Origin of the sequence: Chitinophaga ginsengisegetis (genome assembly GCF_900168065.1) — a bacterium.
GTDB classification, from domain to species: Bacteria; Bacteroidota; Bacteroidia; order Chitinophagales; family Chitinophagaceae; genus Chitinophaga; species Chitinophaga ginsengisegetis.
This window is the reverse complement of sequence record NZ_FUZZ01000005.1, coordinates 268,691-288,665: the sequence shown is the minus strand read 5'-3', so window position 1 is coordinate 288,665 and position 19,975 is coordinate 268,691. Positions and strand designations below refer to the sequence as shown.

Genomic DNA, 19,975 nt, shown 5'->3' with positions numbered 1-19,975 from the left:
ATCACCATCAAAAGAAAAAATTGCGCGTTGAAATCATCTTCATAATTAAACATTTTATTAGCACGAAAAGAGAGACACATTTTTATGAATAAGAAAGATATCTGGAGATATAAATCTTTGGAGCAGTTGGAGAATAAGAGTTGGGGACCGGCCACAGATCAAGATTCGGGAATAATTCAGAAATGTCTTGCCTTAGTTAAAGTACCAGTAGTAAAATTAGCCGCAAGCGAATTGCGGATCTTAATCGGACAATCCTTTAATCCTTCCTACCTGGTTCCTTTAGCACTGGAGATATTACAAAACGACGTACTGGTAACTGCCGGTATGTATCCCGGCGACCTGCTGAAAGCCGTACTCGACGTACCTGCTGCTTTCTGGGAAGAACATCCCGACCTTCACAAAAGCCTGCTCGACCTGATGCAGGAAAGAAGCGAAGAAATTGAAACAGAAATAGACTTACCTGAATTCTGGCGTAACAACCTGGTCATGTAACCATTGTTGTTTTCTGCGGCAACTTATCTTCTCCCGCATAAAATAACATCATCACCGGAAAACCTGTAACATCTCCTTCAGTACACACTACAAGACAACTCCACGTTAATTTTCAGTAATGATATTACCGGAGCAGCTGACAGTAAATACTGCGGGATGGTGAAACCTTTGCCTGTACAGCTACAGAAGCGATCGTTATTCCTCAAAATTGAACAACGACAGCTGTCCTGACGGAGGTAGTTTCTCCTGGTTCAACGGCGCATCATTGAAATTAGACAGGGTAATGCCCAACAGGCGGATCCGCTTATCTTCCGGGTAAGTAGCCGCCAGCAACTGTTTTGCCGTGTCTACAATGATATCGTAATCCCCCACCGGAAACGGAAAGGATTGATTCCGCGTGATCTGTTTAAAATCACTGTATTTTATTTTCAGGGTAATAGTGCGGCCTTTCAGGTTATAGCGCTGCAACCGGTCGTACACCGTTTTCCCGATCTTCTCCAGCTCCGCTTCCATATCTTCAATCACCGTAAGATCGTACGGGAACGTATCCTCCGCGCCGAGTGACTTGGTTTCCCGGTGCGGTTGCACTTCGCGGTCATCTATCCCCCTCACAATCCGGTAGTAAAAACTACCTACCTTGCCAAAATGGGTTTTCAGGTCCTGCTCTGACAGCTTCTTCAGATCAGCTCCCGTAAAAAGCCCCATCCTTTTCATTTTATCAGCGGTCACCTTTCCCACACCGTGAAACTTTTCCACCGCCAACGTTTCCATAAATGATTCAATAGACGACGGCCCGATAAACGTAAGCCCGTCCGGCTTATTAAGATCCGAGGCTATTTTAGCCACAAACTTGTTCACAGACACGCCCGCAGAAGCGGTCAGCTGCAACTCATCCCGGATGGCCTGTTTGATCAGTTTGGCAATTTCAATAGCGGAGCCGATGCCCTGCTTGTCTTCCGTTACATCCAGGTAGGCTTCATCGAGCGACAATGGCTCAATCAGATCCGTATAGCGGGAAAATATTTCCCGGATATGCCGGGACGCCTCTTTGTAAGCATCAAAACGGGGGCGCACAAAAACCAGTTCAGGACATAACTGCAACGCTCTTTTGGAAGGCATCGCGGAACGTACGCCAAATTTGCGCGCTTCATAACTGGCGGTGGCTACCACTCCACCACGGCCTTCCGGCGAACCGCCCACAGCAATGGCTTTGCCGCGGTACATCGGGTTATCGCGTTGCTCTACAGATGCGTAAAACGCATCCATATCAATATGAATAATTTTTCGTTGTATGCTGTTTGAACTGTTCTCCATTTCTACATCCCGGAAGCAAAGTAAAGATATTCAGTATTTGGCTATTCAGATCACAAAATTGATTTTTTTTACATGCTTCGCTGCTAAAACATAATTGCTACCTTCACACCTTAAACTTTTCACCGTGGCCGGTTACGATCAGGAAATTTCACACGAACATAAAAAATTCGAGCACATCATCTGGGAAGGTAAAACCATCTCCGGCAGGGAGTTCTATGATTGTCATTTTTATAAATGCAGCCTCAAGGAATGCGTTTTTGAAGAATGTGTTTTTGATAAATGCACCTTTGAAGAATGCGATCTGTCGTTGATACAATTCAAACAAACATCTTTCAACAAAGTAATCCTGCAACACAGCAAAGCAATTGGTATTGCCTGGCATAATGCCCGTAATGCGCTTACGGTGGAGTTTCACCACAGCCGTTTGAGCTACTGCAATTTTTCCGGCAAGAACCTGAAAAAAGGAATCTTCCTTCACTGCCAGGCAGACGAAGCCGATTTTTCCGGCTGCAATTTATCACAGGCCGATTTCGGTGGTACAGACCTCGCCGGGGCGCGCTTCTTCGAAACAGATCTTACCCAGGCTAATTTTGCAGGCGCACAACGGTATGCCATTGATGTACGCACCAATAAAGTGAAGAAGGCTAAGTTCAGTTTGCCGGATGCATTGTCGCTGCTGGATGGATTGGGTGTGGAGATCGTGGAATAAAAAAAGTGCGGATTTTGTCTTTCTCCCGGAAAGACAAAATCCGCGGAACAATGGATGAAGGCTGGCGTTAGGCTACAGGGATGATAACTTTACTTTTTGCTTTTGAAATTCTTCTGCCACGGAAGAAGAGATATAAATTAAGGAACAACATGATGCCCAGCCAGATGAAGAAGCCGCCGATCCTGCCGCTCAGGACTTCCATCATAGAACGCGGGTTGGAAATAGTTTCCGCAATTTTCATGATCCAGAACGCAAAACCCACATTCAGCAGGTAAAATCCTGTTTCAAATAGTTTATTAGTAGCGGTGGCCAACTCATTGTTGCCATGAAAAATATCAAGCATAAATACTTTACTGTTTTTGAACAGGGTAATGGCTACCAGCCAGGTAACGCTGATCACAACAGGCAAATAGATCATGTAGGCCAGGAAATTAAAAGAGGAAGACATATACTAGGATTTAAGTGGTTGAATGGAATGATTTCTTTTACTGATAATATATATAACAAGCATATTAAAACAGTGTAAAATGCCCAGCGACAAAAAGATCTGGCCGGTCATGGCAGTAATGCTCACCAGCATTTCCGTCCAGTCGTGAATCGTATCCCAGGTGCTGATCATCACAGTTGCGTAGCCCAGGTTAACGAGGTAATATCCCACCAGTAAAATATTATTAATAGCATCTGCCAGCGTGTGGTTTTGCTCCAGCAGTCCGAGGATAAAAACCCTTCCGTTGCGGTAAAACCGCCATCCCACTTTCACCGTGATCAGGTATGTTATTGCGAGATAGATCGCGTAAGCAATGGTGTTCATATCAGTGCATTTGCTTTCGGCATCAAAATTATTCAAACTTATTGTATTTTCAAAATATTCTGAAAGTTTGGTAAAATAAATAGTAAGAAGATAAGATGGCGTTCGCTGCATGATGTTATAAAAATGGATTTTCTTACTTTGGGAAGAAAACCGGCTACGTTATGATCAGGAAGAAAGAAGGCTTTCAGGGCCAGCGTATGATAGTGATTCCACGTAACATCCTGAGCAGGAAATGCGCCCGGGAAGCGGCACTTACTCCCCTGTACATCACGGATATCGGCTATTATCCGAAAGCATTGTTCCACCACCGCAAAAGAGCGCAGGGCGCGGAGCAGCATATTTTAATTTATTGCGTGGAGGGCAAAGGCAGTATCACGCTGAAAAAAGACGTGCATGCCATCCAGGCGGGCGATTGCTTCCTGCTGCCGCGTAAATGGGCGCATGAATACACTGCGGATGAAAGCGACCCGTGGACCATCTACTGGGCGCACTTCCAGGGAACCAGTGCAGATGGGATTGTGCAGGCAGCGGTCAGCGCATGGAACGGGCACCGCATATTCCTCCCCCATTCCCCGGAAAGAATACAGTTGTTTGAGCGGATCTACCAGCAGCTCCAGCGGGGCTACCGCGATGAAAACCTGGTTTGGTCCAATATGAATTTCTGGTCGTTCCTGTCGTCCTGCATTTACCCGGATTTCACCCAACCCGGAAAACCTTCCCAGCAGCACGATGCCATTGATCAATGCATCGACTATATGAATAAACACCTGGACAAGATGCTTACCCTGCAGCAGATGGCGCAGGCTGTAAACCTCTCCCAGTCGCACTTCTCCTATCTCTTCAAAAATAACACCGGCTTCTCTCCCATCGAATACTTCAACCAGCTGAAAGTACAGAAGGCTTGCCAGCACCTGCTTTTCACGCAATCACGCATCAAGGAAATAGCCGCGCAACTCGGCATGGAAGATCCCTACTACTTCTCCCGGATGTTTACCAAAGTGATGGGTGTATCGCCCAATCAATACCGGGAAAGGAAATTCTGACCGTAAGATAATCCATCATAATCAGCATATCATCTAGCCACTATTCAGTGGCACCTGCTTATTTTTACGGACGTCAATGAAAAAAACAATGTCCCATTTTTCCACGTTGAGGATTACAGTGAGCCTCACTATAGCGGTGGGGGCAGGCCTGCTGTTTGCCGCCTGTCACACTGATAAAAAGGTAGACTTCAGTACCGAGGTAAAACCAGTGCTTAACAAGCATTGTATCAGTTGCCACGGGGGAGTGAAGCAAAGCGGCGGATTCAGTGTACTGTTCCGGGAAGAAGCCCTGGGCGTTACCAAATCCGGCAAGCCCGCCATCGTTCCAGGTCATCCTGAAAAAAGCGAATTTATCCGCCGCCTTACCTGCAAAGATCCAAAAGAACGGATGCCGCAGAAAGGAGAACCGCTCACCAGCGCCGAAATAGATATGCTTACCCGGTGGGTGAAACAAGGCGCGGAATGGGGAGAACACTGGGCGTATATATCTCCCAAAAATGTTCCGGTACCGGATATTACCATCGCCAACGGTAATGAAATAGACCACTTCATACAGGAAAAGCTGAAACAGGAAGGACTGAAACCCTCGCCCGAAGCAGATAAAATGACCCTGCTCCGCCGCGTGAGCCTCGATCTTACCGGACTGCCACCAACACCTGAAATGGCACAGCAGTTTGCCGCCAGCACCGACGAACACGCCTACGAAAAAATAGTAGACAGTCTCCTCCAATCGCCACACTACGGCGAACGCTGGGCGGCCATGTGGCTCGACCTCGCCCGCTACTCCGATACCAAAGGCTATGAAAGGGATGACAGCCGGAAAATATGGCGCTACCGCGATTGGGTGATTGATGCATTCAATAACGATATGCCGTACGACAGCTTCACCATCGAACAACTGGCCGGCGACCTCCTCCCCGATCCTACCCGCGAACAACTCATCGCTACCGCGTTTAACCGCAACACCATGACCAACGACGAAGGCGGCACCCAGGACGAAGAGTTCCGCACCGCCGCCGTAATGGACCGGGTAAGCACCACCATGGATGTATTCCAGGGCGTTACCATCGCCTGCGTACAATGCCACAGTCACCCTTACGATCCTTTCCGCTTTGAAGACTATTATAAACTGATGGCCTTCCTCAATAATACCCGTGATGAAGATACCCACATGGAACATCCTAAACTTCGTTTGTACGACAGCGTTAGTACGGCAGAAGTAAAACAGGTGAGCGACTGGGTAGCGCAAAACGGCACCACCCAACAGGCAAAGGATGTACAGGAATTCCTGAAAGTACTGGAACCCAAAGTACACGCACACGTAGCCGATAACTATATCAACGGCGCCCTGCTGGACACCAAATACATGGGCATCCGGAATAATGGCAGCTGCCGCCTTCCCAAACAAAACATGGAAGGCAAAACACAACTGCTCATGAACTACTGGACCGGCAGCAATGGCGGCTCCGTAGAATTCAGACTCGACAGCCTGAATGGCCGTACCATTATTAAACATACCCTGGCGCCCACCAACGGACGGCTCGCCATCAGCATGCCGCTGCCGCCCATAACAGGCACGCACGATCTTTACCTCATTTTCCGCAACCCTTCCCTCAACCCTGCAGATGCGGTGTGCAGCGTGGAATGGTTTGCCTACCGCGATGATATTCCCGGTAAAGGAAAACCCGGCTATGATAAGATCAACAACACCTGGTTATCACTCATCAATCAAAACCCCGACGACGTGCCGGTGATGATAGAAAACCCGTCTGTAATGGCCCGCGTCACCAACGTATTCGAACGCGGCAACTGGATGGTAAAAGGAAAAGCAGTGACGCCGGATGTACCACACTCCCTGAACCCATTCCCGGCAAAAGCGCCACGTAACCGTCTTGGTTTTGCCATGTGGCTCACCGATACAAAAAATCCGCTCACCGCCCGTGTAATGGTGAACCGTTTATGGGAACAGATCTTTGGCACCGGTATCGTGGAAACCATAGAAGACTTTGGCACACAGGGTTTCACGCCATCGCATCCAGAACTGCTCGACTATCTCTCCTACCAGTTTATGCACAAATACAAGTGGCATGTAAAACCAATGCTGCGTGAAATAGTATTATCTGCGGCTTATAAGCAATCCTCTGCCAGCAACCCTGAATTGCAGGAAAAAGATCCTGCTAACCGCCTGCTCGCCAGGGGCCCGCATTTCAGGCTTACGGCAGAAGAAGTAAGGGACCAGGCACTCACCGTGAGCGGCCTGCTGAACCGCCAGCTGCACGGCCCCAGCATCATGCCGTACCAACCCGATAACATCTGGCAATCCGTTTGGAGCGGCGCCTACTGGAAAACCGCCGACGACGGCAACCAGTACCGCCGGGCAGTATATGTTTTTCAAAAACGTACCAGCCCCTATCCGTCGATGCTCTCCTTCGACGGCAGCAGCCGCGAAGTATGCCTGCAACGGCGCATCCGCACCAACACACCACTACAGGCACTGGTTACCCTCAACGATCCGGTATATGTGGAAACAGCCGCCTCACTGGCCAGGCATATGCTGAAAAACGGCGGCAACGACGCTGCGGCGTGTATCCGTTGGGGTTATCAAACCGCCATGTATAAACCACTGCCCGATAATAAACTGAAAGTATTGCAAACACTGTATAAAGAAGCGCTCGCGGAATACAAACAAAAACCCGCGGAAGCCGACAAACTGTTGCAGCATAAAGATAATACACCACAAAAGGCGGAACTGGCAGCACTCACCGTAGTAGCCAACGCGATTATGAACCTGGATGAATTCCTGACTAAATCCTGATCCGGTATGACTAAACACGCACGACTGATAAAGGAAGCAAACGATCAAACACTGCGGTATTTCACCCGCCGCCACTTCCTGATGGACTGTGTAAAAGGGCTGGGCGCCGCCGCCTTCAGCTCTTTCCTGGCCAGCTGCGGCAGCAGCAGCAAAACCCTGCTGGACCTCGCGGGTAACCCAATGGCGCCACGGGTGCCGCAGTTCCCCGCACGGGCCAAAAGCGTGATCTATCTCCACATGGCAGGCGCACCCTCCCAGCTGGAACTGTTCGACTATAAACCTGCCCTGCAGAAATTACATAACCAACTGTGTCCTCCGTCCCTGCTGGAAGGTAAAAAATTTGCCTTCATCCGCGGCGTTCCCAAAATGCTCGGACCGCAAGCCATCTTCTCTCAACATGGAGAATCGCGCGCCTGGGTGTCCGATCACCTGCCGCATTTCGCTACAATGGCCGATGAAGTAAGCTTCCTGAAAGCCGTACAAACGGACCAGTTTAACCACGGCCCCGCCCAGCTGCTGATGCAAACCGGCAGCGCCAGGTTAGGACGCCCCAGCATCGGCTCATGGGTAACTTACGGCCTCGGCTCCGAAAACGATAACCTCCCCGGCTTTGTAGTGCTCACCTCCGGCGGTAAAACACCCGATGCCGGTAAAAGCGTATGGGGCAGCGGTTTCCTCCCCTCCGTATACCAGGGCGTGCAATGCAGAACCAAAGGCGAACCCGTACTCTACCTCACCGATCCGGAAGGCATGAGCAGGGACCTGCGCAAGGAATCCATCAATGCTATCAATGAAATCAACAAACAGGAATATACCACCTTCGGCGACCCGGAAACCCTGTCGCGTATTTCACAGTACGAGCTGGCGTATAAAATGCAGATCTCCGTACCGGAAGTAATGAACATCAACAAAGAACCGGATTACATTCATGAAATGTATGGCACACAGCCAGGCAAAGAATCATTTGCCAACAACTGCCTGCTGGCCCGCAAGCTCGTTGAGAAAGGCGTACGGTTTGTACAGCTGTACGACTGGGGCTGGGATAGTCATGGTACAGATGAAAACCTTGCGATCGATTACGGCTTCCGTAATAAATGCCGGGAAATTGACCGTCCTATTACCGCACTGCTGCAGGACCTGAAGCAACGCGGCCTGCTCGATGAAACCCTGGTAGTATGGGGTGGCGAATTTGGCAGAACCCCCATGCAGGAAAACAGGGACGGCAAAGACATGCCTTTCCTGGGCCGTGATCACCACGTAGAAGCCTTCACCATGTGGATGGCCGGCGCTGGTATCAAAAAAGGATTTTCCTACGGAGAAACCGACGAAATAGGCTATGCCGCCGTGAAAGGAAAAGTAGCGATCAACGATATTCACGCCACCATCCTGCAACAGCTGGGCTTTGATCATGAAAAGCTCACGTACCAGTTCCAGGGCCGGCCATTCCGCCTTACAGACACCGGCGGAAAAGTAATTACACCCATACTAAGCTAAACCGTACATGAACAGTAACCGAAGAAATTTTATCAAACAATCAGCCATACTGGGTTCCGCATTATGTATCCCTTCCCTGCCGGCATTTGCCACAGCCACACCTGCTGCCGCAAAAGACGGATACCGCCTTATTGTACTGGCCACCAACTGGGGCTACACCGGCAGCATCAACGAATTTTGCGCACAGGCCAAAAAGGCCGGATACGACGGACTCGAAATCTGGTGGCCCAATGAAGCCGCCGCACAACAGGAATTATTTGCCGCGCTGGAACAACACGGACTGGAAGTGGGCTATTTATGCGCGGGCTACGACAGCGACTATACGAAACATGCGCAGCAATTTGAAACCATGCTGAAAGCAGCCACCGGCAACAATAAAATTAAACCGCTGTATATTAACTGCCACTCCGGAAGGGATTATTTTTCCTTTGAACAAAACAGTGCGTTAATAGATATGACCACCCGGATATCCAAACAAACAGGCATACCGGTATATCATGAAACGCATCGTTCGCGGATGTTGTTTGCCGCACATATCGCCGGCAAATTCATCGATGCAAAACCCGACCTCCGGCTTACGCTCGACATTTCGCACTGGTGCAACGTACACGAATCCTTACTGCAGGATCAGCAGGCCACGGTAGCCAAAGCATTGGCACGTGCAGGTCATATACACGCCCGCATCGGGCACCCGGAAGGCCCGCAGGTGAACGATCCCCGCGCGCCGGAATGGGCCGCAGCGGTGAAAGCGCATTTCAGCTGGTGGGATCAGATTGTGCAACGGCACCAGGCCGCCGGCAAACCGCTCACGTTCCTTACTGAATTTGGTCCGGCCGACTACCTGCCTACCCTGCCTTATACCCGGCAGCCGGTAGCCGACCAATGGGATATCAATGTATTTATGATGAACCAGCTAAAACAACGTTACAGCAAACCATGAGATTACTGATCAGTAGCGGCAGCTGGAGTATGTTTATAGGACGTTCGCATCCTTTACTGGTACACCTGCCTATCGGCATTTTAATTATCGCATTTATATTAACGCTGCTGGCCCGCAGGGAAAAATGGCAGCACGTACAAACAGCCCTGCCGGCGGTATTACTGGCGGCAGCTGTGTCGGCCATATTCAGCTGCATCACCGGCTACCTCCTTTCACTCGATGGAGGTTATGAAGAAAAATTACTGCAAACGCATAAATATCTCGGTATAGGCGTAGCCGTTATCAGCACCGCGTTATACCTGCTGGAAAGAAATAAACACCGCTTTCCCCGCCTGCAACTACCGGCAGCATTGCTGATGGTGTTGCTGCTGAGCGCCGCAGGGCATTACGGCGGCAGTCTTACCCACGGCGACGATTACCTCACGCAAGCCATGCCCGCTCCTTTACAGCGGATCACCGGCATGAACAAAGCGGTGGCTAACGCTGCCACCTATACGAATATCGGCGATGCCCGGTTGTATGAAGACCTTGTGCGGCCGGTACTCACCAACCGTTGCTATGGCTGCCATAATGAACAGAAGCTGAAAGGCGGTTTGCGCCTGGAATCCATTGCCCTCATCCGTAAAGGCGGAGAGCACGGACCGGTGCTGAAGGACAGTCTACCGGAAGAAAGCGAATTATTCAAACGGCTGCTGCTTCCTGAAGAAGACGAACACCGGATGCCGCCAAAAGGCAAACCATCCGTAACACCACAGGAACTAGAGCTGTTGCACTGGTGGATTGCAGCAGGTGCGCCTGCTAACAAAACAGTAAAAGAACTGGAAAAAACGCCCCGGATCGTGGCGGTGCTGGAAGGAATGCAACCCGCTACCCCGCTGGATAAGCAGGAATTTGTTCCGGAAGAAAGTACCGGCGCACCCAGTGAACAGAAGATGGCCGCACTGGAAGCCTTAAAAGTAAAAGTAATGCCCGTGGGCGCCGGCAGTCACTACCTCATGGTAGATGCGATCAACGCCGCCGGGTTCAGCGACCGTGATATGCAGTTGTTACTGGGATTAAAGGAGCAGCTGATCTGGCTGGATCTTTCCGGTACGGCTGTTACCGACAGCGCGTTTGCTGTATTGGGGCAGCTGAAGAAGCTTACCCGTCTTGATCTGAGGAATACAGCGGTTAAGGGCAATGGTATAAAAGCACTGGGCAACTGCAGGGAGCTGCGCTATCTCAATCTCGCCGGAACGGCGGTAAATGCCGAAGGATTATTATCCCTGCAGCAAAATAAAAAGCTGCAACAGTTATATGTATACCAGGCGGGCTTTACGCCTGCTGCGCTCCGGCAGCTACAGCAATCTTTGCCAAAACTGAAACTGGATACCGGCGGTTACCGTTTACAACAGCTGGCTTCCGATACGGTTATTTATCATAAAGTCAGCGGGTAATAAATACGTGCAGGCGTACCCGTTATTCGTACGCCTGCGCAGCCTGCGCCAGTCGCAATGCAATTTTTTTAGCCAGGGATTTGGGAGACAGTACTTTCATATGTTCCCCGAATCCCAGGATTTCCCGCTCCAGTTCAAAGTTCAGCACCACGTCGATACTCACTATGGTGGCCTGTTCATCTTCCTTTAATATTTCCTGCGAATGGTGCAATGGCTTTGTCAGCACGTAAGGGGCATGCTTTGCATCAATTTGCAGTACTACTTTATGGACAGGATCTTTTTCTGATTTGGTAACGCCAATGAGGTTATCATAATATTCGTCAAAGGGAATACCTTCCCAGGCAATAAACTTTTCTTTAGGTAGTTCCTGCAGGCTGATGATCCTGTCCAGCGCCAGGGTGAGCAGCTGCGGGGTACGTTTATTCCGGGTGATCAGGAACCAGCGGTTGCGGTATTCTTTCAGCAGGTAGGGATAACAGATAAATTCCTGTGCCTTGCTGGCTTTGAAAGATTTATATTCTACCAGGAGCGCCTTTTTATGCAGCGTAGCCTGGTAAAGCGGGTTGATATGCGATAAGCCCAGCAGGCGATGATTATTTTCCAGCTGGATACAGTTGAGATGCGCGTCGGTAGATTTATACAGGTTATTTTCCAACCGCGCAATCATATCGCTCATATCATCGAAGTAACTGAAGCCGTTAAATTGTTTCAGCACGGCCACTATTTCCTTCATTTTATCTACATCCGCGTTGTTAATGGGCGCGTTGGTGATGCTGTAGGCAGCATCACTGTAGGCATAATACTTACGGTCCTTTACAATGATGGGCGCATTATACCCCAGCTTATCACTGCGCATCAACTGGATATCCGCCTGGATGGTACGTTTACTCACGCCGCTGCTGATGCCTTCCAGTTCATACAACACGTCTGCTACTTTTTCAATGAGATCTTCCAGCGTCCACTTACGATAGCGGTTACGCAGGCATTCATCGATGGCCTTGTACCGGATCAGGGCCAGCTTATTGATGGACATACTAATAATTTATACAAAGAAACAAAAATACTGCGCATTATACCTGCGTAGTATTTTTTCTTCTTTGGAAGAAGAAAAAATAAATGACAGATAATCAAGTAGTTAAAATTATTTTTTAAGAAATATTTAAGTACGCAAGTGTACTGCGTAGATACCTGCGCATCTTTGTGTCATCGGAAGCGTTCAAATAAATGTTACTTCATTCAAGCCAAAAGAACATTTATAATTAACGCAGAAGATGGAAAAGCAGTAGTTCAATGGTTGAACACCGGATCCTGTAGTTTTAAAATTATCTTCAGGGTCAATTAAAACTTACTTCCTGATTCCAATCCGGAGTTGCTGGTTCGAATCCAGCCTGCTTTACAAATCGAGGTCAATTGCTGCTTACTTCTTTTTTGGATAAACAGCAGCAAAATTATCTGATTATTTAAACACAATTACAATGGACGCTTTATTAAGAACAGGATTAAGACAACAGGCTATTTACATTCCTGATACAGTGGTGAATACAGACACGCTGCATATTACCCCGGCCGCCGGTATGCTGGTAGCCAATCTCGCTAAACTGGGATTTGGGGTAACAGAAGATCTCCTGCATGCGTTGAACCATACCTCTCCTGCTTACCAGGCTACTATCCTCGAAACATTCCGGGAAGTGATGGGCGTGAATACCAACTGGACCCCGCTGATAAAAGACTGGCAGGTACCTACCAATGAATCGTTCATTGATCACTTTATCACTTACCTGACCAATAAATTCACGGGCGCCGGTACTAAGCTCCAATGCGGCCATATTATTCCTGCCAATACATTTCCACTGGAAAGATATAACGGTTGTCCTTATTGCGGTACACCGTTTGAATTCGGCGAACTGGAAAACATGGGCCAGGGAAGTAAGATCCGTGTGCTGAAACGCTGGAACAACGAGCTGGCGGCTCAATACATGGAAAACCTGCTGACCTCCAAAACAGCATTAGATGCTACCCAGGTGGAGAGCCTGAAAACATTGCTGCATATCTTTCCGCTGCCGGCAGTAAAAATTGGTATGAAAGAAACCGTCATTGCAGTAGTAGATGTGCTGATTGAAAAAGATGAGGCAGAAAAAGCCGCAAAACTGTTTACCACGCCAACGGATATACTCCGTTACCTGTGGTACAAACATACCGGGTTCCTGCAACTGGTGAAGCCAGGTACCATCACCAAACGGAAAAATAAAAACCAGCGGCAGATCTACCGGGATATTTATCCTACGGTACAAGTGGTATCCGCGGAAGCGGCGCTGAAACTGAAATACAACCGCCAACAGGGGCTGATGGCAGCCCGCTGGCTGAATAGCCTGGATATGGACGTAACGGCCATGTGCGAAATCATGCATCCGCAGCGTAACATGTGGGTACGCTTCATCCGCGCCCTGCGCCTGGCCGAGTTCAGCAAGCGCGATGGCTTTGAAAAACTGCGTGAACTGATGGACCGGTTCTACCGCCAGGATTATACCGTGTGGCAGGGCCAGGTGAACCACTACCGTTTGCGTTACGATGAAGCCAACACCCTGCAGCTGCTGAAACAACGTCCGGGTCTTTTTGCCCGCTCGCTGTTTGCCAACATGCTGTGGTTCGGACCGGAAGCGGTAACCGCCGCCTTTGCGGAAATCACGGATAAAGTACCGGCCCGGCTGTTGCTGACTTTACAGATGTACGCACTGTATTACTTCGATAAATCCACCACCCGTGCGGTAAAACCACTGGGCGGTGTAGGAAAAAGCATCCCGGCTAACCGGCAGCTGAACATCTACGAAGACGAACAGTTGCAGGAAATGCAGCAGGCCGTGACAAACCTTTGCATCTCCGCCATGAAGAAACGCTTTGCCGCAGTGGCCACCACTGCCAAAAGCATCTACATTGCACCGGAACTGTATAAAATACCACTGGCTATCGGCGACCGCAGCGAACAGGTGCAGGACCTGCCCGGCGCTTTGATGGGAACCCGGTTCAAAGTGGAAGGGGATAAAATCATCCTGTTCATGCAATGGGGTAAAGGATTACCTGCCCAGCACCTGGATATGGACCTGAGCTGCCGTATCGCCTACGAAAACAACCGTACGGATACCTGCTCCTTCCAATACCTGCAAACAACCGGGTGTATCCATAGCGGCGATATCCGTTCCATACCAAACCAGGTAGGGACGGCGGAATACATCGAAATAGACATTCCTGCCCTGGCAAAAGCCGGCGCGCAGTATGTCACCTTCACCTGCAACGCCTACAGCCAGGGCGCCATCGCCATGAACCTTGTACTGGGATGGATGAACAGCAAACACCCTATGAAGGTATCCAAGAAGGGTGTGGCCTACGATCCGTCCTGCGTGGATCATATGGTGCGCATCACCGGCGGATTAACCAAAGGGCTCGTATTCGGCGTACTGGATGTGGCAGCCCGGGAAATCATCTGGCTGGAAATGGCCTTCGATGGCCAGATCATCCAGGACCTCAGCACGGCCAATGTACAGGCTATCCTGAAAAAACTGGACAGCAAACTGAGCATTGGTCAGCTCCTGGCCGCCAAGGCCGAGGCCCAGCAATTGCAGGCCGCTCCTGAAGCGCACGCCGATGAAGTGTATAACATGCAATGGGCGCTCAACACCGCCGCCGTGACACAATTGCTCATCGATTAATTTGTTTACCCCTATAAAAAACAACAGCAGCCGGGCCAACCCGCGCTGCTGTTCGTTTTATGATTTAACACACTTTTTGCATACCACTTCATCAGTTTTCTGAAAATCGTCCTATATTCATTGCATTGTCATACATGGATAGAAAGATTTTACTACTACTGCTACTGGTTGCACCTGCTGCAGGGTATGCCCAGCAGGAAGACCGGGCAGACTCAACAGCCACATTTTCAGCGCCTAAAGGATTTTTTGATAACATCAAGTATTATCTTAAAAATACCAACGTAGAAAAGAAAAAGAAAAAGGTAGACCTCAGCTTCATCGGTGGCCCCGTGTACACCCCCGAAACCAGCTTCGGCATCGCCGTAATGATGGCCGCACAATACAAAACAGATAAAACAGATTCCCTGCTGCCCGTTTCCAACGCCGCGGTATACGCCTCCGGCGCCCTCACCGGGTTTTATGGAATCGGCATCAGCAACACCACCATATTTCCGCACGACCGGTTCCGGCTGGCATTGAAAGCCTCTTTCAGCTCCCGCCCCAATAAATACTGGGGCATCGGCTACGAAGCCGGCAGCCATAAAGATGATTATACTGAATACGTGCAGCTCACCGAAAAACTCCAGGCCGACTTCAGCATCAACCTGAACGGAAACCTGTTCATGGGCCTCTGTACCCAAATCCAGAATGTACAAACCAAAAAACTCGATACTGCCGGCGGCAAGCCCCTCATGGTTCCCGGGAAGGTACTGGGCATCGGCGCCGGCCCGTTTATTGTATACGATACCCGCGATTTTATACCCAATGCCTATAAAGGCATGTACATACGACTGGGCTATCGCTTTTTCCCCTCGTTCCTGGGCAATAAAACCGTATTTTCACAACTGGATCTGCAGTTCGACTGGTACAAACAACTATGGAAAGGCGCCGTACTGGCCACCGACCTGTATGCAGAAGAACGCAGCGGCGATGTTCCCTGGAGCCTCCTCGGAGAAGCCGGCGGTTCCAACCGCCTCAGGGGCTACTACGAAGGCCGCTTCCGCGATAAGAACTACCTGGCTGCCCAGGTGGAACTACGCCAGAAGATCTATAACCGCAGCGGCGTGGTTGCCTGGATTGGAGGTGGTAACGTATTTCCCCGCTTTAATGAGTTGGAATTCCGCCAGTCGCTGGTCAGCTATGGCATCGGCTACCGCTGGGAGTTTAAAAAACGGATCAATATCCGGCTGGATTATGGCATGGGCAAGGATCAATCGGGTTTTTACTTTGGTATTAACGAGGTTTTTTAGGGAGATCCCCGGGTACAGAACCACGACCTTCAATTTCGCTCCAAACCCTTTACAGCAGACCGTTTCCAGATCAAGTCCACATCCCCTCCACGTCACCTCCACCTTCAGTGCATGTATTCCCCATGTCCTAAGCATATCCTAAGCAGGTGCTACCCGGATCCGGTATATCTTCTTCCCGGTTTCAAAGCTGAGTAGAAAGCCCTTACTTCTCTCCCCCCTTCGTTCCCTCCATTTGCTTGATAATATTATTCACCTCCGTTTCCGTGGCGCGCAATTTCTGTTGACAAAATTCAATAAGAACAGCTGCCCGTTTTACCTTTTCTGCCAGCAGGTCTACCGAAACAGCTTCATTCTCTATTTCTTCCGCAATCAGTTGCAATTCATTGTAGGCAGCTTCATATGTCAGTTCCTGGCTCATGTAAAATGTTTTTTTCAGTAATAGTGGCTTCCAGTGATGCATCCTGCAGTACCACCCTGATATGGCTTCCGGGCTGGAGAGTGGACGCATCGGGAAGAATATGCCCGTCCTGGTAAACAATGGCAAAGCCACGTTTCAGGATACTGGCAGGACTCATCAGTTTGAACAGGGAGTCGTAATGCGCTACCTGTCCCCTTTTGCTTTGAATAAATAACCTGCTGAAAGAACGGAAACGCCCAATCAAATTGTCGAGGTCATTCAGCCGGTTGGAAACCATGATCCGTGGCTTTGATAACACGGCGTTGGATACGGTCATCAGCTCCCGGTGCCGGTTCAGCAGTATTGATTTCGAGGTATGCAGCACCACATTGTTGCGGGCATGCAAGGCTTCTTTATGATTGGCCAGCAAGGTGCGCGACTGGTTAATAATAGCGCTGTTGAGATAAGACAATGCCTGGAAGTGCCCGGAAAACAGCTGTTGAGAACGGATCACAATATTCTGCTGCATATTGATCACCGCTTCTTCAAACAGGCGGTTATGCGCAATAATCAGCTCTGCTGCTTTGGTAGGCGTTTTGGTGGCGGTGTGCGCCATCATATCCGTAATGGTTTCATTTTTCTGATGCCCAATTCCGGTGATCACCGGGATCGGGAATTTTGCCACCGCCCTGCCCAGGATAAAAGTATCGAAGATCAGGAAGTCGGTTTGCGCACCGCCCCCGCGGATAATTACCACCGCATCATAAGGTACCTGGCGCTGGTAGATATCTATCAGCCGTTGTTGTACCAGCTCCGCTTTGGTTTCGCCCTGCACTACCGTGAAGTAGTTATCGATTTTAAATGTATAGCCGAAATGATTGTGCTCCAGGGTATGCCGGAAATCCTGGTAACCGGCGGAGTTGCCGGAGGTGATCACCGCCAGCCGCTGGATCACTGCTGGCAAAGGCAACTGGTTGTTGCGGGTAATGTACCGGTCGCCCGACTTACGGATAAAATCCGCGCATTCAGTAGTAAGCCGTAACAGGGTTTGCTGCTTCTGCTGTTCCAGCAACCCTACTGTAAAGCTGGTATCTATATCCAGCAGCGTGATCTGCAATCCATGCACCTGGTGGTACCCTACCGATACTTTTACCAATACATGAATATCATTTTTAAACTGCTGCCCCGTAACTATTTCAAATTCCTTGATCCGGATAGCGCCATTTCCCCATGCAACTGCCGAAACCTTGGCTACAATACCACCCGCATGTTCTTCTTTTTCCACCAGGTCGAAATAATGATATCCCTTTTGCTGATAGTAGGAATGATTGGTGATATCTGCCACTACCCAATAGGTTTGCTCTGCAAACACCTGTTGAAGCGCCTGCTGGATTTTCCCGGTAAGAACGGATAGTTTTATGGACGGAGAATCGGTCATGGTAGTGGGTAAAGATAAGAAAACGTTTATTATGAACACGCTCATGGAATACCGGGGGAAATGTATATATTGCTGCGCATTGAACAACGAATAGATTATCAGGTCAACCAAAACCGTAACAAACACTTAATAACAGACTTATTCCGATTTATATATTTTTGCGCCATGAGAGAAAATGAGCAGATAAAAGGGCTTTTTGAAAGGGTCTGCTATGATAACAGTATTCAGGCGTATAATGAATTATACATAGCGTTATGTACCCGGCTGATACATTTTTCTGCATCCATTGTTTCCTCGTTTCACCTGGCAGAAGAAATTGTGTCAGATGTATTTCTATCATTGTGGCAAAAACGGAATGATTTATCGCATGTGCAAAACCCGGTGGTATATCTTTATGTAAGCACCAAAAATCTTTCCCTGAACACCCTGCGCCAACAGAAAAGACACCAGCACCATTCGCTGGATACATTAAATACAGACATGCTGGCCATTGCCCCCGATGCAGAAAACGGAATGGTATCTGCCGAAGTATCGCAAAAAATAGAAAGGGCTATCCGCAGCCTGCCCGCCCGCTGCCAGCTTATCTTCCGCTTAATAAAACAAGACCGCCTCAGTTACCGCGAAGTAGCGGAACTGCTCAATATTTCCACAAAAACGGTAGATGCACAACTCACTATCGCGGTTAAAAAAATATCCCAGGCCATCCGTTTCGACCTGTCGGACGAAACCGCTCAAACCTACCTCCGGCTGGACTCATAATTTTTTTTTGATTTCCTTTAGGGAATTTTTACTGTTTAGTTTGTCCTTCTTACAGATGCAGGAACAAAATGGCTGCTTACATTAAACTGGCGCCTTTTTATTCTTCACTGACACTATGGATCAGGAAAAACTCTATGCGTTGCTGGCCCGCGAAATGGCCGGCGAATTAACTGAAAAAGAAGCCGCAGCATTGGAACAATTGCTGCAGCAATACCCGGATGCCAGCTACATCCGGGAAGTGTTTGCGCAAAACTGGGCTCCGGCGGGCAAAGCATACTCCCCTACACAGGTGGAACAACTGCTGGAAAAACACCAGCAGCGTATGCAAAACCTCCCAGCTGACACGTTTTATGAAGAAGCGCCCCCAAAAGGACGCAGATGGTTGCTATACAGCGGCATTGCGGCGGGATTCCTCCTGCTCTTCGCCCTCGGCGGATATTGGCGGTATACACAACGGGCCAAAACAACACCGGTGTTATCACAGCTTGTCACCGACAAACGCATGCGCTCACAGGTGCTGCTACCGGATGGTACCAGGGTATGGCTCAATGCCGGCAGTAAACTGGATTATCCCCAACAATTTGCAGCGCATCAGCCCCGGGAAGTAACCCTCGAGGGGGAAGCCTTTTTTGTGGTAACCGCCGATGCTGAACGTCCCTTCCGCGTTCATACCAAAGCCTTTAATGTAAGGGTGCTGGGCACCTCCTTTAATGTAAGGGCTTATCCGCAGGAAGACAGCGCCGTAGCATCCCTTGTGCAGGGATCTGTGGAAGTGGTGCTGAACGATGCTTCCAGCCAGGTAGTATCGCTGAAGCCGAACGAAAAACTAACCGTACCTGTGCATCCGCAAACAGCACCAACAACAGAAAACACTGCAGCACTAACTACACCCATAATAGTATATAAAACGAAACTCACCACATTGAGAGATAGTATTATCCCGGAAACGGCCTGGGTACAAAATAAACTGGCCTTTAAACACCTGCAGCTCGACAAAGTAGTAAAGATGCTGGAACAGTGGTATGGGGTGGAAATCAACTTTAGTGACGATCGTAAAAAACAACTCTACTTTACCGGTGTTTTCGAATCAGAAAGCCTGGAAGAAGTATTGAATGCACTGGAAACAACCTTATCGTTTTCCTGGCATAAAGATGCAGAAGGCAAAATATGGATTAACTAACATTTCTTTCACCTGTAAAACATTAAACAGACAATCTGAACAACAAGTAACTAAAGAATTTATTAGCTAAGCTTAAACCGAAAAAAAAACGGGAAATGTTCGCACCATTCCCCGTGTAAATATCGGTTAACAGCATTGTATTGGGTAAACTCTC

The 19,975-nt window shown here is 49.1% G+C and carries 17 protein-coding genes and 1 tRNA gene; 12 read left to right on the top strand and 6 right to left on the bottom strand.

Translation table 11 applies throughout. From position 1 onward, the window contains the following. Nucleotides 1-84 precede the first annotated feature (84 nt). Nucleotides 85-492 carry a contact-dependent growth inhibition system immunity protein gene (locus B5Z18_RS32625; protein WP_079472745.1) on the top strand — a complete coding sequence of 136 codons (408 nt, stop codon included), beginning with the start codon at nt 85-87 and terminating at the stop codon, nt 490-492. Between the two features lie 195 nt (nt 493-687). Here B5Z18_RS32625 and dinB read toward each other — a convergent pair whose 3' ends face one another. After that, nucleotides 688-1,806 (bottom strand): DNA polymerase IV, encoded by a 1,119-nt coding sequence (gene dinB / locus B5Z18_RS27385; protein WP_079472744.1) that lies wholly within the window; start codon nt 1,804-1,806, stop codon nt 688-690. A gap of 124 nt (nt 1,807-1,930) precedes the next feature. On the opposite strand from dinB, the gene B5Z18_RS27380 reads away from it, so the two are divergent. Next, the gene (locus B5Z18_RS27380) at nt 1,931-2,515 is read left to right on the top strand and encodes a pentapeptide repeat-containing protein (protein WP_159454452.1); all 585 of its coding nucleotides are present in this window, start codon (nt 1,931-1,933) and stop codon (nt 2,513-2,515) included. 67 nt (nt 2,516-2,582) lie between these two features. Here the strand turns inward: B5Z18_RS27380 and B5Z18_RS27375 are convergent, their stop codons facing one another. Together B5Z18_RS27375 and B5Z18_RS27370 are read right to left on the bottom strand one after the other, a co-directional pair. Continuing rightward, complete coding sequence (locus B5Z18_RS27375; RefSeq protein WP_079472742.1) at nt 2,583-2,963, bottom strand: hypothetical protein; 381 nt, start codon at nt 2,961-2,963, stop codon at nt 2,583-2,585. A 3-nt stretch (nt 2,964-2,966) separates the two neighbouring features. After that, nucleotides 2,967-3,326, bottom strand: coding sequence for a hypothetical protein (locus tag B5Z18_RS27370; RefSeq protein WP_143313721.1), 360 nt, complete (start codon nt 3,324-3,326; stop codon nt 2,967-2,969). Between the two features lie 161 nt (nt 3,327-3,487). On the opposite strand from B5Z18_RS27370, the gene B5Z18_RS27365 reads away from it, so the two are divergent. The 5 genes from B5Z18_RS27365 (at nt 3,488) to B5Z18_RS27345 (ending at nt 11,054) form a co-directional block, all read left to right on the top strand. Continuing rightward, nucleotides 3,488-4,369, top strand: coding sequence for an AraC family transcriptional regulator (locus B5Z18_RS27365; protein ID WP_079472740.1), 882 nt, complete (start codon nt 3,488-3,490; stop codon nt 4,367-4,369). 76 nt (nt 4,370-4,445) lie between these two features. Then, nucleotides 4,446-7,184 carry a DUF1553 domain-containing protein gene (locus B5Z18_RS27360; protein WP_079472739.1) on the top strand — a complete coding sequence of 913 codons (2,739 nt, stop codon included), beginning with the start codon at nt 4,446-4,448 and terminating at the stop codon, nt 7,182-7,184. Nucleotides 7,185-7,190: 6 nt separating this feature from the next. Beyond that, complete coding sequence (locus tag B5Z18_RS27355) at nt 7,191-8,678, top strand: DUF1501 domain-containing protein (protein ID WP_079472738.1); 1,488 nt, start codon at nt 7,191-7,193, stop codon at nt 8,676-8,678. A gap of 7 nt (nt 8,679-8,685) precedes the next feature. Next, entirely contained in the window at nt 8,686-9,618 is a 933-nt protein-coding gene (locus B5Z18_RS27350) for a sugar phosphate isomerase/epimerase family protein (RefSeq protein ID WP_079472737.1), read from the top strand. Continuing rightward, nucleotides 9,615-11,054 carry a c-type cytochrome domain-containing protein gene (locus B5Z18_RS27345; protein ID WP_159454451.1) on the top strand — a complete coding sequence of 480 codons (1,440 nt, stop codon included), beginning with the start codon at nt 9,615-9,617 and terminating at the stop codon, nt 11,052-11,054. The genes B5Z18_RS27350 and B5Z18_RS27345 overlap by 4 nt, the downstream gene beginning before the upstream one ends. Before the next feature lie 22 nt (nt 11,055-11,076). Here B5Z18_RS27345 and B5Z18_RS27340 read toward each other — a convergent pair whose 3' ends face one another. Beyond that, on the bottom strand, nt 11,077-12,087 hold the full coding sequence (locus tag B5Z18_RS27340; protein WP_079472735.1) for a helix-turn-helix transcriptional regulator: 1,011 nt from the start codon (nt 12,085-12,087) through the stop codon (nt 11,077-11,079). Between the two features lie 243 nt (nt 12,088-12,330). On the opposite strand from B5Z18_RS27340, the gene B5Z18_RS32620 reads away from it, so the two are divergent. From B5Z18_RS32620 to B5Z18_RS27330, 3 genes are all read left to right on the top strand, one after another. Further along, nucleotides 12,331-12,450: transfer RNA gene (locus B5Z18_RS32620), tRNA-OTHER, on the top strand. 79 nt (nt 12,451-12,529) lie between these two features. After that, nucleotides 12,530-14,758: a TerD family protein gene (locus tag B5Z18_RS27335; RefSeq protein ID WP_079472734.1), complete on the top strand. Its 2,229-nt coding sequence runs from the start codon at nt 12,530-12,532 to the stop codon at nt 14,756-14,758. 134 nt (nt 14,759-14,892) lie between these two features. After that, nucleotides 14,893-16,047: a BamA/TamA family outer membrane protein gene (locus tag B5Z18_RS27330; protein ID WP_079472733.1), complete on the top strand. Its 1,155-nt coding sequence runs from the start codon at nt 14,893-14,895 to the stop codon at nt 16,045-16,047. A 202-nt stretch (nt 16,048-16,249) separates the two neighbouring features. On the opposite strand, the gene xseB is transcribed toward B5Z18_RS27330, so the two are convergent. Together xseB and xseA are read right to left on the bottom strand one after the other, a co-directional pair. Further along, nucleotides 16,250-16,465 (bottom strand): exodeoxyribonuclease VII small subunit, encoded by a 216-nt coding sequence (gene xseB / locus B5Z18_RS27325; protein ID WP_079472732.1) that lies wholly within the window; start codon nt 16,463-16,465, stop codon nt 16,250-16,252. After that, nucleotides 16,443-17,882 (bottom strand): exodeoxyribonuclease VII large subunit, encoded by a 1,440-nt coding sequence (xseA, locus tag B5Z18_RS27320; protein WP_079472731.1) that lies wholly within the window; start codon nt 17,880-17,882, stop codon nt 16,443-16,445. The genes xseB and xseA overlap by 23 nt, the downstream gene beginning before the upstream one ends. A 165-nt stretch (nt 17,883-18,047) precedes the next feature. On the opposite strand from xseA, the gene B5Z18_RS27315 reads away from it, so the two are divergent. Together B5Z18_RS27315 and B5Z18_RS27310 are read left to right on the top strand one after the other, a co-directional pair. Then, complete coding sequence (locus B5Z18_RS27315; RefSeq protein ID WP_159454450.1) at nt 18,048-18,641, top strand: RNA polymerase sigma-70 factor; 594 nt, start codon at nt 18,048-18,050, stop codon at nt 18,639-18,641. A 115-nt stretch (nt 18,642-18,756) separates the two neighbouring features. Then, a complete protein-coding gene (locus B5Z18_RS27310; protein WP_079472729.1) occupies nt 18,757-19,821 on the top strand; it encodes a FecR domain-containing protein in 1,065 nt (354 codons plus the stop codon). Nucleotides 19,822-19,975 lie beyond the last annotated feature (154 nt).

What these genes read in the sequence shown, in the direction of transcription:
- B5Z18_RS27365 (WP_079472740.1), top strand. Translation starts at nt 3,488, where the DNA reads ATGATCAGGAAGAAAGAAGGCTTTCAGGGCCAGCGTATGATAGTGATT.
- xseB (WP_079472732.1), bottom strand. Translation starts at nt 16,465, where the DNA reads ATGAGCCAGGAACTGACATATGAAGCTGCCTACAATGAATTGCAACTG.
- B5Z18_RS27315 (WP_159454450.1), top strand. Translation starts at nt 18,048, where the DNA reads ATGAGAGAAAATGAGCAGATAAAAGGGCTTTTTGAAAGGGTCTGCTAT.
- B5Z18_RS27375 (WP_079472742.1), bottom strand. Translation starts at nt 2,963, where the DNA reads ATGTCTTCCTCTTTTAATTTCCTGGCCTACATGATCTATTTGCCTGTT.
- xseA (WP_079472731.1), bottom strand. Translation starts at nt 17,882, where the DNA reads ATGACCGATTCTCCGTCCATAAAACTATCCGTTCTTACCGGGAAAATC.
- B5Z18_RS27350 (WP_079472737.1), top strand. Translation starts at nt 8,686, where the DNA reads ATGAACAGTAACCGAAGAAATTTTATCAAACAATCAGCCATACTGGGT.
- dinB (WP_079472744.1), bottom strand. Translation starts at nt 1,806, where the DNA reads ATGGAGAACAGTTCAAACAGCATACAACGAAAAATTATTCATATTGAT.
- B5Z18_RS27310 (WP_079472729.1), top strand. Translation starts at nt 18,757, where the DNA reads ATGGATCAGGAAAAACTCTATGCGTTGCTGGCCCGCGAAATGGCCGGC.
- B5Z18_RS27360 (WP_079472739.1), top strand. Translation starts at nt 4,446, where the DNA reads ATGAAAAAAACAATGTCCCATTTTTCCACGTTGAGGATTACAGTGAGC.
- B5Z18_RS27370 (WP_143313721.1), bottom strand. Translation starts at nt 3,326, where the DNA reads ATGAACACCATTGCTTACGCGATCTATCTCGCAATAACATACCTGATC.
- B5Z18_RS27330 (WP_079472733.1), top strand. Translation starts at nt 14,893, where the DNA reads ATGGATAGAAAGATTTTACTACTACTGCTACTGGTTGCACCTGCTGCA.
- B5Z18_RS27355 (WP_079472738.1), top strand. Translation starts at nt 7,191, where the DNA reads ATGACTAAACACGCACGACTGATAAAGGAAGCAAACGATCAAACACTG.
- B5Z18_RS27335 (WP_079472734.1), top strand. Translation starts at nt 12,530, where the DNA reads ATGGACGCTTTATTAAGAACAGGATTAAGACAACAGGCTATTTACATT.
- B5Z18_RS27340 (WP_079472735.1), bottom strand. Translation starts at nt 12,087, where the DNA reads ATGTCCATCAATAAGCTGGCCCTGATCCGGTACAAGGCCATCGATGAA.
- B5Z18_RS27345 (WP_159454451.1), top strand. Translation starts at nt 9,615, where the DNA reads ATGAGATTACTGATCAGTAGCGGCAGCTGGAGTATGTTTATAGGACGT.
- B5Z18_RS32625 (WP_079472745.1), top strand. Translation starts at nt 85, where the DNA reads ATGAATAAGAAAGATATCTGGAGATATAAATCTTTGGAGCAGTTGGAG.